Source organism: Chromobacterium sp. ATCC 53434, from assembly GCF_002848345.1.
GTDB lineage: Bacteria > Pseudomonadota > Gammaproteobacteria > Burkholderiales > Chromobacteriaceae > Chromobacterium.
Genome location: NZ_CP025429.1, coordinates 4,051,655 through 4,067,690, shown reverse-complemented (window position 1 = coordinate 4,067,690; position 16,036 = coordinate 4,051,655). Strand labels below are relative to the sequence as shown.

10 protein-coding genes and 2 pseudogenes are annotated in these 16,036 nt (G+C 56.8%); 9 read left to right on the top strand and 3 right to left on the bottom strand.

The genetic code is table 11. The annotated features are described in order from the left end of the window. Nucleotides 1-121: 121 nt before the first annotated feature. Together CXB49_RS17940 and glnK are read right to left on the bottom strand one after the other, a co-directional pair. Nucleotides 122-1,432 (bottom strand): ammonium transporter, encoded by a 1,311-nt coding sequence (locus CXB49_RS17940; RefSeq protein WP_101709646.1) that lies wholly within the window; start codon nucleotides 1,430-1,432, stop codon nucleotides 122-124. Nucleotides 1,433-1,456: 24 nt separating this feature from the next. Beyond that, a complete protein-coding gene (glnK, locus tag CXB49_RS17935) occupies nucleotides 1,457-1,795 on the bottom strand; it encodes a P-II family nitrogen regulator (RefSeq protein ID WP_021478498.1) in 339 nt (112 codons plus the stop codon). Between the two features lie 336 nt (nucleotides 1,796-2,131). Here glnK and CXB49_RS17930 point away from each other — a divergent pair, with 336 nt between their 5' ends. The 9 genes and pseudogenes from CXB49_RS17930 to CXB49_RS17890 all read left to right on the top strand — a co-directional run bounded on the left by CXB49_RS17930 (nucleotide 2,132) and on the right by CXB49_RS17890 (nucleotide 14,813). Continuing rightward, the gene (locus CXB49_RS17930; RefSeq protein ID WP_101709645.1) at nucleotides 2,132-2,419 is read left to right on the top strand and encodes an accessory factor UbiK family protein; all 288 of its coding nucleotides are present in this window, start codon (nucleotides 2,132-2,134) and stop codon (nucleotides 2,417-2,419) included. Between the two features lie 6 nt (nucleotides 2,420-2,425). Next, a pseudogene (locus tag CXB49_RS17925) lies at nucleotides 2,426-3,271 on the top strand (YifB family Mg chelatase-like AAA ATPase); the annotation flags it as partial. A gap of 79 nt (nucleotides 3,272-3,350) precedes the next feature. Beyond that, nucleotides 3,351-5,288, top strand: a complete 1,938-nt coding sequence (locus CXB49_RS23735; RefSeq protein ID WP_158300943.1) for a hypothetical protein — start codon at nucleotides 3,351-3,353, stop codon at nucleotides 5,286-5,288. 96 nt (nucleotides 5,289-5,384) lie between these two features. Further along, nucleotides 5,385-6,860: an exodeoxyribonuclease VII large subunit gene (gene xseA, locus CXB49_RS17915; RefSeq protein ID WP_101709642.1), complete on the top strand. Its 1,476-nt coding sequence runs from the start codon at nucleotides 5,385-5,387 to the stop codon at nucleotides 6,858-6,860. Then, nucleotides 6,857-7,066, top strand: a complete 210-nt coding sequence (gene xseB / locus CXB49_RS17910; protein WP_101709641.1) for an exodeoxyribonuclease VII small subunit — start codon at nucleotides 6,857-6,859, stop codon at nucleotides 7,064-7,066. The genes xseA and xseB overlap by 4 nt, the downstream gene beginning before the upstream one ends. Before the next feature lie 97 nt (nucleotides 7,067-7,163). Continuing rightward, complete coding sequence (locus tag CXB49_RS17905) at nucleotides 7,164-8,624, top strand: hypothetical protein (RefSeq protein WP_158300942.1); 1,461 nt, start codon at nucleotides 7,164-7,166, stop codon at nucleotides 8,622-8,624. Next, a pseudogene (locus tag CXB49_RS24490) lies at nucleotides 8,621-9,022 on the top strand (hypothetical protein); the annotation flags it as partial. The gene CXB49_RS17905 and the pseudogene CXB49_RS24490, both read left to right, overlap by 4 nt. Nucleotides 9,023-9,040: 18 nt before the next feature. Further along, nucleotides 9,041-12,061 (top strand): hypothetical protein, encoded by a 3,021-nt coding sequence (locus CXB49_RS17895; protein ID WP_233492853.1) that lies wholly within the window; start codon nucleotides 9,041-9,043, stop codon nucleotides 12,059-12,061. A 13-nt stretch (nucleotides 12,062-12,074) separates the two neighbouring features. Further along, a complete protein-coding gene (locus CXB49_RS17890) occupies nucleotides 12,075-14,813 on the top strand; it encodes an RNaseH domain-containing protein (RefSeq protein WP_158300940.1) in 2,739 nt (912 codons plus the stop codon). A 67-nt stretch (nucleotides 14,814-14,880) separates the two neighbouring features. On the opposite strand, the gene CXB49_RS17885 is transcribed toward CXB49_RS17890, so the two are convergent. After that, nucleotides 14,881-15,927, bottom strand: coding sequence for an IS630 family transposase (locus tag CXB49_RS17885; protein ID WP_101706528.1), 1,047 nt, complete (start codon nucleotides 15,925-15,927; stop codon nucleotides 14,881-14,883). Nucleotides 15,928-16,036: the final 109 nt, after the last annotated feature.

Sequence of the window (16,036 nt, the reverse complement as noted above, 5' to 3'; positions counted from 1 at the left end):
TTCGCCTTTTGATTCGAACCGGCCCGCGGGCCGGTTTTTTATTGCCCGCGCGACGCGAAAAAAAACGGGGCGCGAGCGCCCCGAAAGTCCCTTACACAACAAATCGTTATGGCTGCGGCGCTTACTCCACCCGCTCGCCGTGCAGCACCACGTCCAGTCCCTCGCGCTCCTCGTCCTCGGCGACGCGCAGGCCCAGCGCGATGTCGACCAGCTTCAGCAGGGCGAAGGTGACGATGCCGCAGTAGACGATGGTGACGCCGACGCCCAGCGCCTGGGTGGCCAGGCTGCCTTCGGCGCCGCCGATGTCCTTGACCGCGAACACGCCGGTCAGCAGCGCGCCGACGATGCCGCCGACGCCGTGCACGCCGAAGGCGTCCAGCGAGTCGTCATAGCCCAGCATGTGCTTCAGTCCGGTGGCGCCCCAGAAGCACACCACGCCGGCGGCCAGGCCGATGACCAGCGCGCCCTTGACGTCGACGAAGCCGGCGGCCGGGGTGATGGCCACCAGGCCGGCCACGGCGCCGGAGGCGATGCCCAGCACCGACGGTTTCCGTTTGGTCGCCCATTCGGCGAACATCCAGGCCAGCGCGGCCATCGCGGTGGCGACCTGGGTGGTGACCATCGCCATGCCGGCGCGGCCGTCCGCCGCGCCGGCGGAGCCGGCGTTGAAGCCGAACCAGCCGACCCACAGCATCGAGGCGCCGACCAGCGTCAGAATCAGGTTGTGCGGCGGCATGGCCTCCTTGCCGAAGCCCACGCGCTTGCCCAGCACCAGCGCCGTCACCAGGCCGGCCACGCCGGCGTTGATGTGCACCACGGTGCCGCCGGCGAAGTCCAGCACGCCCTTGTCGCCCATCCAGCCGCCGGGCGCCCACACCCAGTGCGCGACCGGCACGTAGACCAGCAGCGACCACAAGGCCATGAACAGCAGCATCGCCGAGAACTTCATCCGCTCGGCGAAGGCGCCGGTGATCAGCGCCGGGGTGATGATGGCGAAGGTCATCTGGAAGGTCATGAACACCGATTCCGGGATGGTGCCGGCCAGCGGATGCACGGCCAGCTTGCCGGCGTCCTTCATGTAGACCATGCCGTCGAGCAGGAAGCGCGACAGATCGCCGATATAGGGCGTGCCGACGGTGAAGGCCAGGCTATAGCCGATCACGGTCCACAGCACGGTGACCAGCGCGGTGATGGCGAAACTTTGCATCAGCGTGGCCAGCACGTTCTTCTTGCGGACCATGCCGCCGTAGAACAGCGCCAGGCCCGGAATGGTCATGAACAGCACCAGCGCGGTGGACGTCAGCATCCAGGCGGTGTCGCCAGAGTTGATGGCCTTGGCGGCGACCACCGCCGGGCCGGCCGGCGCGTCGGCCAGCGCCGGCAGAGAGAGGGCGGTCAGGCCGGAAGCCATGGCGGCGAGCATCTTTTTCATTATGTTTCCCCAGTTTCCCGATGATCAGACGGCGTCGGCGCCGGTTTCGCCGGTGCGGATGCGGATCACCTGCTCCAGGTCGTAGACGAAAATCTTGCCGTCGCCGATCTTGCCGGTGCGGGCGGACTTCTCTATCGCCTCCACCACCTGATCCAGCAAGGCGTCGTCGATGGCGATTTCCAGTTTCACCTTCGGCAGGAAGTCGACGACGTATTCGGCGCCGCGGTACAGCTCGGTATGGCCTTTCTGGCGGCCAAAGCCCTTGACCTCGGAAACGGTGACGCCCTGCACGCCGATGGCGGACAGCGCTTCGCGAACTTCGTCAAGCTTGAACGGCTTGATGACTGCGGTGACGAGCTTCATGCTGGCTCCTTCTCGGAAGGTCGAGTGACTGACGATTGCTGCTGCGGCGGTCTACGCAGGAATCGTGCCAGGCCGCCGAGGACGTTCTCTGAATTGTGATGCAGTGCAAAAAAGATGTCTCTGGCCGTTTGGGCACTTTCCTTGTGCACCGTGTCTGTCTAGGCTGCACAATTTTGGTGCAAGGTTGCATTGCAACATTCGCTGGCCGGGTCGGCGCGGCCGCCGCCTTGCCGATGACGGCCGCGACCAGGTCAATGCGTACAGGAAAACGGGAGCGCGGCGGCGCTTTTTGCTACACTCGGCAACATGTCAAGACACCCGACGGGAGCCGCCACCATGTTGAGCCAGAAACTGTTTGAAGAGATCAGCGCCAAGATCAGCGAAACCATCGCCGCCAGTCCGGCCAAGGATATCGAGAAGAACGTCAGGGCGATGATGGCCTCCACCTTCACCAAGATGGATCTGGTGACGCGCGAGGAGTTCGATGTGCAGCAGGCGGTGCTGGCGCGCACCCGCGAGCAGCTGGCCGCGCTGGAGGCGCGCCTGGTCCGTCTGGAAGCCCAGCTGTTTCCGGACGAGGCCGCAGCCAGGGTGGAAGAGCAGTCCGAACTCGGCCATTCCTGAGCGGCCATGACGCTGGCGGTGGTGGCGAGCAGGGCTTTGTCCGGGCTTGACGCCCCGGAGGTGGCCGTCGAGATCCACCTGGCCAACGGCTTGCCGGCGTTCAACATCGTCGGCCTGCCCGAGACCGAGGTCAAGGAAAGCCGCGACCGCGTGCGCGCGGCCATTCTCACCTCGGGTTTCGAGTTTCCCGCCCGCAAGATCACCGTCAATCTGGCGCCGGCCGACCTGCCCAAGGATTCCGGCCGTTTCGACCTGCCGATCGCCATCGGCGTCCTGCTGGCCTCCGGCCAAGTCAAATGCGATGACATCGCCCGTTTCGAGTTCGCCGGCGAGCTGGCGCTCAGCGGCGCCTTGCGTCCGGTGCGAGGCGCGCTGGCGATGGCCTGCCAGTGCCATGCGGCCGGCCGCGCTTTCGTGCTGCCGGAGGCCAGCGCGGCGGAGGCGGCCGTGGTGGCGGGGGCGGAAGTCTACGCCGTGCGGTCGCTGCCGCAGGCCTGCGCCTTCCTGAACGGCCTGCAGCCGCTGGAGGCGCTGGCGCAGCCGGAAGCGGCTGCGGCGCCGAACTACCCGGACCTTCTCGATGTCAAAGGCCAGATCGTCGCCCGCGGCGCGCTGGAAATTGCCGCCGCCGGCGGCCACAGTCTGTTGCTGATGGGACCGCCTGGCACCGGCAAGTCCATGTTGGCGGCCCGGCTGCCGGGATTGCTGCCGCAATTGTCGGAACCGGAGGCGCTGGAGAGCGCGGCGGTGCTGTCGCTTGGCTCGCAGGGTTTTCAGCCGTCGCGCTGGCGGGTGCGGCCGTTTCGCGCGCCGCACCATACCGCGTCGGCGGTGGCGCTGGTCGGTGGCGGTGTAAGTTCTACAAATATTTGCAAATAAGCAATATTCAATGAGAATATTGGTCGTTATCTGTTAATGCGAATTGCGGATCATGGCCATCTTTCCTCTCAAGCGCTTGGCAAAAAAGCACCCTGGAATTTGGCGTGTCGACGGAATTGGACCGATCAAGCTCAGTGCAAAGCTGGGAACCAGAGTGACGGTGCATTTTTCCGGTATCGCTCCAGGGCATGTGAATGATCCCTATAAAAAGAGCGCCGTTCTTCCTGGTGTCCAACTAGCCTTCTCGATTCATGTCGCGCTACTTCGAGAATTCAAAGTCGGTACGGTGTGGCATGAAGGCAGATGTATTTATCGCCCGCAAATCAATCCGCCTGAAGTTTTCCATATCAATGTCCGCCAAGCCCACGATGTGGCTTTGAACGAAACCGTCGATCTGAATGGCGTTTCGACCCCTTCCGTAATATCAGACAGCTATTTCCATTTGATCAACAATCGCGATGCTTTGTCGGCATCCCGATATGTGATTGTTCCCGTTATCGATCATCCGATGGTCCAGTGGTTGGTTGTGCCAGCGGTTGAGCTTCTTCGTTTTTATGCTGGGGTTTCCTCGCGCTTCCTCACCGGCACGCTGTCCGGTCGCCTAGACAAGTATGTGGACTGGAATCGCTCCAAGATGGAGGAGACTTGGCCGGTGCTGCAGGTCAAGACTCGCCTTAACCATACGGAGGCATTTGTTTTGGGTCGCGCGGTCGCGTCAAGTGCCGCCCGAGAGGCCTTATTTAGTGTTCATCAGCACCTAGCGTCTGTTCATGCCAATAATCAGCTTCGTCCCTTGGAGCAGCAAAACCCATTGGCGATCCGCGCAGGATTTCCCTTTAAAGATGAAACCACTTTGACGGTGTATGGGAAACGCATGTGCTTGTACCAGCGTAATGGTCAGAAGGAGTGGGCGATGTTTGCGATGGTCGTTGCTGAATGCAAGCACCCTCTGGAGATGAGCAACCTGATGCTGGAGAGCGATGAGCCGTGGGCGGTCGAAGCCATGGCCGGGGGAACGCCAATGGGTGTCAGGCCTCCCCATTTCAACCCGTTGTTGCAGGATGAGGAAGAGGATCTGTTGGTGGACGATGTGCCCGCAGATGGCCGCCTCCCAAGACTGGCTGTGCTCCAGCATGGCAGTCCGTTTGCGGGTTTCAAGCAACTCACCTTTCATCACCGCAGACCGGAGGCTCCGTTGAGAGCTAACGAGCCTGGCGGAAACATTGATGTGCCGGTCAGCACGCTGACCATGAACGAAGGTCAGCAGACTGAAGAGGCTAAGGGCAATTTGGGCGTCAGTGACTTCCTGAATCATACGGAGGATGTGGGACGCAATCTCGAACAATTCCTAGATGTGCTGGACTACCTGCAACGCCGAACCCGTGCACGTGGCTGGGTGATTGAAACCCGTAGAGGAGATGAGGGTATTTGCGCTGGTCAGCATTGGATTACCTTCTTTCCCGATCCGATTGGGTCTCGGACGCGCTGGCATTGGATAGATGAGGCGAATGCTGGACGGCGCCGGCGGCAATTGATCTGCGCAGAGATCAAGTTGGGGCAGGATGGCCCTTTCTTTTACCTGATGGAAATGGAGTTAGGGCCAGTCGAGCCCAAGGGGCAGTGCACATTGTTGGTCCATACTCCTGGGTTCCAGTGGATGGATGATGAGGTGCTGGATGAGTTGCTGCAGCTGACTGTCTTGCGGCGCCGCTGGCCGGATATTGAAAATAAATGGAAGAAGGACGACGATTACCGGAGGGCGCAAGCTTTATTCTGCAAGATCAAAGCCAATCGAGTCCAGCATCCCAATTCGAAAGCTAAGCGCCCACGCAAGCTGGATTGCGTTGATGGTATGGCCTTATCCAGCGAAGATATCCTGGCCGCGTCGCACCCCAGAATATGGAGCGCATCGCTGCTGAGTCGGATCGATGATCTGTTACCGAGTTTTTCTGATGGGCTAGGACAGTTGGCAAGTGCGGTTATTGTCTAATCTTCAGAGCCCTACGTGGGGCCGGAATTGAGGCAATGGCGCAATCCATTGGAAGGCGTATGCAGGAAGTCCAAAACTGAAGAGCGAAGACAAATAATGAGCGATCGCCGCGAGGGGGAGGGGGAGGAAATTGAACAAGCAAGCGTTTCCCTTTCCCGTTTTCTCCGACAAGTCAGCGAGGTTGTAAAGGCTGTACCTGCTCAATGGGTACGTATTGAGATTGCCCAGCTCCAGGTTCACGCCTCAAGCGGCCATATTTATATGGAGGGTGTCGAGCACGATGAGGCCGGCCGCGAGATTGCCAAGTGTCGCTTGACACTTTGGCGTGGTCAACGAATGGCTGTCGAGGGAAAGTTCGAAGCTGCAACGGGCAGCAAGCTGGTCAAGGGCATGAAGATCCTTGGCCTGTTGCGTCCTGTCTTTCACGAACAGTACGGCTTTACAGTAGTGTTAGAGGATGTCGACCCAAACTTTACGCTTGGCGACATGCAGCGGAAGCTTCGGATGATCCGCGAAACACTCACGCGCGAGCGCGTAATTGACGCAAATCGTTCACTACCCATGCCTAGTGACTACACGGTCGTGTGTGTTATTTCTCCAGATGGTGCAGCAGGGCTTGGCGACTTCATGGAGGTCGCAGGGCGACTTTCGCGTTATGGTTTGTGCAAATTCCATCAGCGCTCCGCATTGTTTCAAGGGACCGAAGCTCCTAATCAAATCCATGCTTTGCTCGAACGTCTGATGGGCGGCCTAGCGAAAGGCCACCAGGTCGATACAGTTGTAATTCTCCGTGGTGGTGGGTCTGCAGCCGATCTTGCTTGGCTGAACGATCTCGATCTTGCTCGAGCCATCTGCAACATGCCTATTCCTGTGTATACGGCCATCGGCCACGAGCGCGACCGTACGATTCTAGACGAGGTGGCCAAGTGCGCCTTCGATACTCCCTCAAAGGCCGCTCTGCATATTGAGGAGATTATTGTTGCCAATGCCCGCTATGCAGAACGGCAGTGGCGCGAAATCAGGCAGCGAGCAGAGAGCGAGCTTAGATTGATGGAAGCCGCGTTAGCTAATAACCGCCAACAATTGGCAGATCGTGCGTGCCAGGTATTGAATGCGGGTGTGACAACAATTTCGTACCGCCGCGAACAAGTGGCTAACCACGCACAACACTCAATCGAACGTATTTCAGGGCAACTCCGTGAACGTACCGTCGGACTTGGCCGCCTCGCAAGCGGCAAGCTTGCAATGCTTGAGTCGCAAATTGCACGAAATCTCGTGGCGATCCGTAGCTTGCCATGGCGGCATCTTGATAAGGCAGCGGCCACAGTCAGCCAGCAGCGATTGCACTATGATCATTTACCTGTTCGGGTACTGAACCGGGGAGAGGCGAGTGTACGGCGACTCGCGGCACTTCTTTTAGGTATCGGCCCGGCAGCAACGATGCGACGCGGATTTGCATTGATCCGTAAGTTAGACGGAACAGTTGCCACAAAGACAGAACAGATTGCCGTTGAAGAGACATTTCGAGTCGAAATGTCGGACGGTGTAATTGACGCAAGGAGAACAAAATGACCGATACGGCAAGCTTTGCTGAAAGCTACGCCATTCTTGAGCAGACAGCCGAAGCACTACAAGAAATGACTGAAGCTGACATTGATCAGCTGGTTCCCTTGGTTGAAAGGGGTTTGGCCGCACATCGTGTTTGTGAAGAACGTATCAAACAGGTTCGGGCCATGCTTGAAGAGAAGCTAGGGATGCAGCCTGGGACTGGAGAGTAGACTTTTTAATGCTATAGGAATATTCTAACGGAGGCCAGAATATTCCAACGTGCCGTTAGAATATTCTGGCCTCCGTTAGAATATTTGGGTCACGGCCATGCTGACACTGTGGGATGCATTGGGAGGGGAGCAGGAGTGGACGGGCTCGCTTGACGATCTCGTGCTGCGTTCTAACTTGCTCGTCGAGTCGTTCCCGGTGAGTACGGGCAAGTATTTGCCACCGCGGACTCGATCGACGGCAATAGGCTACCGAAGCCAGAAGATAATCTCTCCGGCGAAAGGCAAATCGTTCGAGTGGCTGCACTTGGTGCAATTTTGTGCTGCGCGCCATTTGGTGGAGCATGGTTGGCAACGTGGCAAAGTGGCTGCCTGGATGCACGGGCAAAATGGTCGAAGTCTATTGGAGGCGATTGGGCGCGCCGTGCCCTCATCGACCGCTGCCTCGTATGTGACCGACGATCTGCTTTCCCGTGCCTGTCTAAATGTTCGATTGCTCGCTGCTGGAATTGTCGGGCAATACCAAAGCGTGAGACGCGGGGCCCCAGTGATCCAGAATAATACCCTGGATCCAATGCTCGCGCGTGCGATGATGGGCTTGGCAAGTCTTTACCTCCTTGAAGGTCGAGAGGACGTCGCGGGGTCCGTTCATGATCTCCTGGCGAGGTGCGCTCTGCCGCTAAATGACTCCGCCTGGGGGCTTGATACCTTCAGCTCGGCGGAATTCCCATATCACACGCTTCGCCTGATCGATCCCGACGCCCGTCTCCCGACACTCGACTGCGTTGAACTAGCCAGTCAAACGCGAAGTGAGCTCGACTTACGTGAGCAGTTGGCTTTTGACGCATTGCGCTCTGCATCCGACCAGTTTGCGTCACGTGCGGCTGAGGCCTATTCCCTGTTGCGCAGCTACGTGGTCGAACATCCGATCACGACATTGGACGAACTGCGAGCCTTTGAGCGGGAGAACGACTTGCAGCCGGCACGCTCTTTCCTGCTGTCGTGCTACGAACCAGTCTTGCCCCATCATCTCACGTTCGGACAGCTTCACACCTGTTCAGGCTGTGGTACACCAATGGCGCGCGCGCGATTTGCAAAGCATGTGGCATGCCGAATCCCGCAGTGCAGAGAGTTTGACCGCCCAATCCCTTTTGGTGTGGTCAAACCCGTGCATGACGATTTGCGTATCGCCAAGCCTCATATACTCGCTTATTGGGTGGCACCCGGAATCGATGAGCTAGCAATCTTTCATAAGGCGGAGGCTTGCGGACTGCATCCAGCTATTTACCCGGATCGAGATGCCTGTGATATCGCGCTGGATGGTGGGAGCACCGGCATTGATGCAAAGAGCAATGCGAGCCCGTTCTTGCTGGCTGAGACACTTACACGCTCCCTTCACGGCCTAGAGTACTACGACGAACGCATCATTGCGGTTAACGATCAATGTGCTGCACGCGTACCAGGCTATCTAGACCTGCTGCGACGTGAATATCGCGGCAGGAGTCAGGTAAGTTTCATGTTGGTCAGTTCATTGCTCGATCAACTGGAGGCACCACGATGACACCGCATCGCCTACGTCAGCTAGGACTGGAGCGGCTCGATTTGCTGTGCGGGTTCCTCTATTACACACTTGGCGAAAGGACACTGGCTCACGCACCTATGCTATTGCAAGGGTTCAGGAGCATTGAAAGAAGCGCTGTCCTTGCAGCACACACCTTGGCTTTACGCAACCTTCGGCGATGTTGCAAGGGATTGGCCACTCAAGCCGCAATACGCGCAGCGGCCGGGCGCTACAACGATCAACAACTTCAACACTCACATTCGTCGACGTTTCTCTTCCATATTAACGAGCGGACACTCACGTTCGAGCCTACGTTCGACTTACTTAGCGACCGCTTAAAGACTGCGCTAGAGGAGTTACAAAGCCCCCCGGTACTGCGTTCCCACGACCTTCGGCCCGTTGCACCCGAGAAGCCGATGTTCATAGGTGTGCGATATGACGACGAATATCGCCGCTATGAGGTCAAAGGCATCCCACTCTCGCTTCCTCCCGCCGCCCGGCACAGCCAATCGCGCGTGCGAGTCGGCGAAGTCAGGATTCCTTGGAGTGTGTTGATCGAAGAAGCTCAGGACATGGATCGCGTCGACGCGGCGAATGCCGCTGAACGTCCTGGAAACTGGGAGCAGCGGCTGAGAGCGACTACACTGACTTCGCCTCGAGAAAATGGGACCCTCGATGTGCAGGACACGATCACGCTGGAGGGTGTAAAGCACCTGATCGGACTGCCTGGCGCGGGAAAGACAACTCTCCTCGTTTGTCTGCTTCGACATCTTGCACGTCGTAACATCAAGACGGCAGTGTTCTTCCCTTCGATAGAAGTCTGCCGCCAATACTTGGAAGATCTACATCGCTATGGTGTTAAGCCTGGTCTTCTTGTCGGTCAAAGCTCCGACACTCGGCGCACGCATGCGACAAAGCTAGCCGAGGCTCTTGCCACGGAAGATGAGTTGCGTGGATTTGGCCGTTCGACGTTAGCGGCCAATCTCTTCGAAGGAACGTGCGCGCTGCCCGGACTTACCGATGCACCTGAACAAGCCTTCACTATTGAGAGCCGGTTCTGCCGGTCCGTGCTCCAAAAGTCGGAATATCAGGGACGTGATGGGGAGGACCGTTACCGAAACTACTTATGCCCGGCTTGGTCTGTTTGTTCAGCCAATCGCGCCGCGCGAGAGCTGCCGGATGCCACAGTGTGGCTCGGCCACATCCGGTCTGCAGACACTCAGGTGCCATCGCACACCACTGCCACGGACGAACGCTATTTCGAAATGATCGCGCGTCAGTTCGATGTCGTGATATTTGATGAGGCCGACAAAGCGCAGCAAGACCTCGACATGAGTGGTATTTCACAATTGCGGCTATCCGGTTACCAAACCTCGTTCCATCAGCAGATTCAACAACATTTCCTGCAGTTGTTAGCATCTGGTTCGAACGCTCGGTTGCGCAACCTGGATTACGCCGAATTTATGATCGAGTGTGTCGAGTTCGAGAAGCTGAATATTGCTCTAGTAACGGCCATACACCGCTTGAGCGATGAATTGCGGCGGGACTTTGAGGGTCTTTTACTGACGCCGCTTCGTCTCATTGGTGATTGGCTCTCGCCCCGCAAGTTAAGCGGGTTGAACCGCATGCTTGAGTACCTGGACACCAACGCGCGTGCAAAAGACGCGCTCAGCTATATATGGGAAAGCACAGCCGTTGTGGCTTTCCAATCTCGGGGCGCAGCGTTACCAACTCCAGTTGCAGCCAACGACGAGTGGCGCCGTGCCGCAGACGCTTTCGGAGTGCCGTTGGCAGATGTAGTCAAGGATGCGGAGGAGCTAAGGCAACACCTGTCGGAGTGGTTGAACGTAACAAACATACGCGCCAGACTTGATGCCGAGCAAAAGGTTGGGCGCCTGCTCGTGCCGTACTTGCGTGGTGGTGACAACATAGACACGCAGATGCTGGTGCCGTTACTGATCGCGGTGACATTTACGGTGTTGTGTTATCGCCGATTAGCATTCCGCTTGCAAATGCTGACTCAGGAGGGATTGGCGCCATCTATCCGTGTCGACGAGCGATGCTCGGACAATTTGCTTCTGGCTACGCCAGAGAATTTACTGGGTAGCCTCTCGGGAGTGCGTTTCTTCACTACGAAACAGAGTGATGGTAGTGAGGACCGGCTCCTGGATATTCAATTACAGTATGTTGTTTTCTCAGGTGCTCCTCGAGCTCTGATGTACCACCTGCACGAATGGAGTCAGGATGAGAACGGGAAATGCGATGGACCAACGGTCCTTTTGACCAGTGCGACCAGCTACCTTCCATCTAGCCCCGCCTATCACATCAACGTACTCCCCAGCTATTTACTCCACCGACCGGATGTCTCGGAGCCAACCGCAAGGTCATTCTATGCTTTCCGTCCAATCGAAGATCGTGATTCGCCCCAGCGCCAGTTGCTGAGGTTCAGCGGTGAGCGTTCAGAGCGGACGCGCATACAGAACTTGCAAAAGATGGTTACCGCCCTATTGGAAGGTGGTCCAACTAAATCAACTGTGGCAAATGATTGTCGCAACTTCGACTTGCGGAACAGCATACCTCGAAAAGCCGCTTTCATCGTCAATAGTTATGAGCAAAGCGAGCGGCTGAAACAGTTCATCGATCATCGGTTTGACGCGTGGCGCGGGCGCGTCATTGCTGTGGTGCGGGAGATCCCTGAGAGTTCGGGTAGCCATGGTTATGTGACGCCTGGCCGAGTCGAAGCGCTCGGCGATGACTCGTCGTGGGACATTTTGATTTTCCCGATGGGTGCGCTCGGACGCGGTACCAATGTTGTATTTAGCGAGGGGCCGCGACGTCGGGATGCCACTTTAGGGACGCTTTATTTCCTTACTAGGCCACATCCATCACCCGAGGATCTAAGCCTGCTTGTAAGCCTTGGAGCCAAAGCAACACAGGATTTCAATACCCGGGACCTTGACGACATCACTGAGCTCGAGGCCCTCAGTCGTGTGCGTTCTGACGCACGCTCTGCACTCTACGGGCGCGTGGGGCGGTTGTTGCGGCACCCCCTTTACGCACGATCGCTTGATGAGAAATTATTCGAGCCGTTTACCGCGAACATCGCAGTTCCACTCCTGCAAACTATTGGTCGAGCGATGCGCAATGGTTGCCCTGCCCAATGCTTTTTTGTCGATCGCTCTTGGGCGGAGCGTTCCAGCCGTGGGGAAGAAGATGACAACAGGAGCAGCATATTGGTGCAGTTGCGCGAGATGCTCAATAAAGGCGTCAACTCTTCCGACCCAAGGGAGGCGCTGCTTTACCGCGAGCTCTATCTTCCATTTCTTGAGCCGTTGATGGAGATCGACGGACTGCTGGCAAATACGACCGAAAAATACAGCGAAGCACCAGACAGTTGGGGTGAAATCCCGCTGCTGGACGAGGAACTGCCGTTTTAGACGGAGGATGAGGATGAAACCGCAGGCACGAACGATTGCCTTGGCATTGCAATTCAACGGTGGTGTCACGCCATTTACTACTCAGGTCGCGCGCGTAGGGTGGTCTCGCGATGCTATCGAAACTTTGCGTGGCATACGACGGGAAAGTGCCGCGAATGCGAAGCGACTCTATAACATGGAGTCACTGAATTTGCCATACCTTACCTTGCGCACGCGACTCAATGTGTGCCATGCCGGTTGGGTAACTTTAAGCGATGATGTCGGTTTGTCGTACTTCGGCGAGGATGCAAAAGCGGTTACGTTTGGCCACGTGCATAGCGCTCAACTGAATCGACAAATCCTGCATGACGTATTGTCAGGATGGCTGCAGGGGCCATTTGCCCATTTTGCTGAAAAATTTGGCGTGTCGCAAGTTGGTATGCAGCGGTTACACAAGCTGCTCCACGATGGGAAGTTAGTTGAGGCTGAAGAGCAGTCTATTTGCCTCTATCCTTGGGGAGCATCCGCCGGGGATCTCAACGAACCGTTTCCGCTTGCTGCATCTGAAATTGCATCTTGCCTTGCGGGGCACGAAATCTTTCCAGATCTTGGACCGGTTTATCGTGTGGTCGGTGCGGTTACCGGTAATCAGGCTCAATTAATGACTCTACCGCGAGAGGAAGGTGGGGGCTTCTTCAGTTTGGTCTGTGAGATTTCGCTGCAAACGTATCCTGGTGCAACGCAGCCTTTGGTTTACACCAGATTTATCCGGCGTCGCTGGGCGACCTCGTTTAGCAATGGAGTGTATGACGCCACACGTATAGGTGGCTTCGTGATCGCATCGGAGCTTCGCCCAGGTATTGCATATCGGTTCGATGTCAACTATTCGAGGGATGGTCGCTGGGAGACCGACCAGGCCTATGATGATCTCGTCGCGAACCTGGACCTATTGCCGGGTTTCGATAATGAGCGGATCACCATGTACCCCAAGGATGGTCACAAGGTCGCATTGGTCATGCAAAAGGCAGGGGTAACTGAAGGTGATGCATCTGCATTACTTGCCGGTGTACCCGGTGCGGATCAAATTGATGCATTTGACCGGATTTGCGAATTATTAGCTCCAATCGGTTTTGTGCCCTTCGCGGGCTACAAGGAAGTCAAACATAAACCGCCTGGTATGCCAAAGCTGAGTATGCTGAAAGCTTCTCTTATCCTTGCTCATCTTGCTGATGCAATCTCGGAAGATGAAGAAGAAATAGGTGACGAACTTGTCGAGGAGCGAATCTTGACGATGACGCGTCGCCCATTGAGTTTTTGGTTTGGCAAGGAGCGGCCGGCACTTGACGCAAGGTACGGGAATCTCGCGGACGTAGTGAATATGGTTGTTCGAGAGGGAGGCCCTGTCAGGAACGACGATCGAAATACACTGTACGTGTTGATGCAATCGAGCGATGAAAAAGCCTGGCTTAAGTCAGTCATTGAGTTGATGCTTGGAGATACAATTCGAGTTGTTGCCATCGAGTTGCCGCGTGATGTGCATGGACCAATCGAGAAGTTGCCCGTTGCCGAAGGTAAATTGCGAGCGCGATATTTGGCACGTGTCGAAGAATGGAAGGCTTTCGCACGATCATATGCATTTGGTTCTCGGCCAATGTTTTTGGTGCAAGCGCCAGAGTGGTACGAGATTGATGGTAAGTATCGCAAGGATGATCGAATCAACAAGGCTGCGGCGCGACGAACTTTGGCTGCAGAATTGGGTGCAACCGTCCAGTATTTGTTGCCGGCCAAGCAAGGGCAGATCAAAGACTATCTGATGCGGTTACAGGCGGCTGTACTCGATCTAGTTTTTGCCCATGGTGGCCATGTAATGGGTCTTGAGGCGGCGATCAAGCGTTGTTTCGCCGACTCGGCCCGACCGCCTAGTGAAGTCGCTGCGATTGGTTCGGCGAGTGTCTCGTTGGGACCAGGTCAGACGCGTACAGTACTGGCGGCGGTTCGAATAGAGGCATCCAGTGGTCGTGCGTTGCTCCGAGTTGCCCATCAGGAAAGTGAGGAAGTGTTTTCCGAATGGATGCAATTCTCCGATGGCCTCCGTTATCTATCAAACCGGCCCCGCATCGCAATCGCTACTGGGAAGGCTGCACGTGGATTCTTCCAGCGTTTCACTGCTAGTGTGTTGGGTGAAATTGCGGCATCGGATCCTAATGCCGTTGTTTTCATCGATTCGACGCGGCACGCCAAGTACTGGTCCTATCTAAAAGATCGTACCGCCCGGTCCGGCAGGATCGAATTCGAAGGCGGCATAACGGCTTCCGACGCTTGTAGCTCGCTCCGCATTGTGCGCGTTCGCGATCTCGCCCCAACTATGGTTCACCTGAATCCGCGCCCGGTTGACAACCCTGGGCAGGAATTCTTGATCGTGCCGACCTCTGTTCAACGATTGATGCAGGTCATGGATGCCGAGGTTCCGGCATATTGGTCGATCGCCAAACCAGTTGGTCATCCCAAACGTGGCGCAAGCTGCTATCGGACGCGGCTACTACCCAAGAACGGCACTGCGACAGAATTTCCGGCGGAGTACGGCCAGCATCAGACGCCGAAAGGCACAGAATTTACGATCTTGCATCGCCAACCTGACGATGATCCGGATCTCCTCGGCATTTTCGCGCATCACCTACGGGCCGGGGTACCTCAGGCACGGGGTGATATATGGGTAAAGGTGCCATCGCCGCTTCATACGATCACCAAGCTGGAAGATTACATGGGACTCTAGCAATGATCGACAGAGAGCCTGAGGGTGCGTGGTTATTAATCCGGCAGTCAAATACCGTACAGAAAGCTCATGCCGCGTAGCGGATTTTTTCATGCCGGAAGTACGACCGGATTCTGGCCGGCTGCTTCTGCAATGAGCGTAAATGGGACAGCACTTTCCCTTGAAGTTGACCGTCTGATCGAACCGGCTCACCTGCGCTCATTCTGGCCTTCAGGTCGCCGTTCAAGTATTCATCCGGGTTCAGTTCCGGTGAGTAGCTGGGCAGGAAGAACAACTCAATCGCCTTCTTGTTCTCTTCCTCCTCCAACCATGCTTGCACCAGCTTGCTGTGATGCACGCGCAAGTTGTCGAGGATCAAGAACACCTTCTTGCCGCCAGCATCACGGATCAGCCGCATCAGAAACTTGATCAGCACCCGGGCCGTCAAGGTCTCCCGGTACAGCATGAAGCGCATCTTGCCTTGGTTGGTAATGGCCGAAATCAAGTTGATGCGCGCTCTTTTCGATTGGGATAACACCAGAACTGGGGTTTGGCCTTTTGGGGCGTAGCCACGCGGAAAGTGCTCAACACTCGACACCGCCGATTCGTCGCCCCAGCTGATTTCAGCCATTTCCGCTTTGGCACGCGCGACGATAGCCGGGTATTCCTCCTTGAGCCATTTCTCGACTGCTGCCGGTCGCTGCTCATAAGCGCGTTTGAGCGGGCGCTGCGGCGTAAAGCCCCAGCGGGCCAAGTACAGACGGACAGTACGGATCGGCAGATCGATCAGAAACATCTGCTTGATTACAGCCTTGACCGCCTGAGCACTCCACAGGGCAAACCTCAGCTTCATCTGGTCTGGCGTGCGATCCACGATGTCCTGCTTGATCCGGGCTTCCTGCGCCTCGGTCAGCCGACGGCCGGTGCCTTCGGCGCGACCGCGCTTCTGTTCTTTGAATCCCTGCGCACCTAGTGCTGCCTCACGCACCACCCAGGCGGAAATGGTGGGGCGGCGCAGCCCGAGTTCTTCGGCAATACTGGCTTGAGACCGGCCTCGCTTGTACATCCGGATAGCGGTACGCCTCAGCTGCTCACGGGCGGCCAGTTCAAGCTTGCGCACATCGATTTTTTCCATGCCGGAAGTATACAATCTGTACGGATTATTACTGCCGAATTAATAGTACCACACAGTGCTTTGCGTCTCTTTCGCCCTGCAGAGAAAGTGAACGATAAGAGTTGGGCTA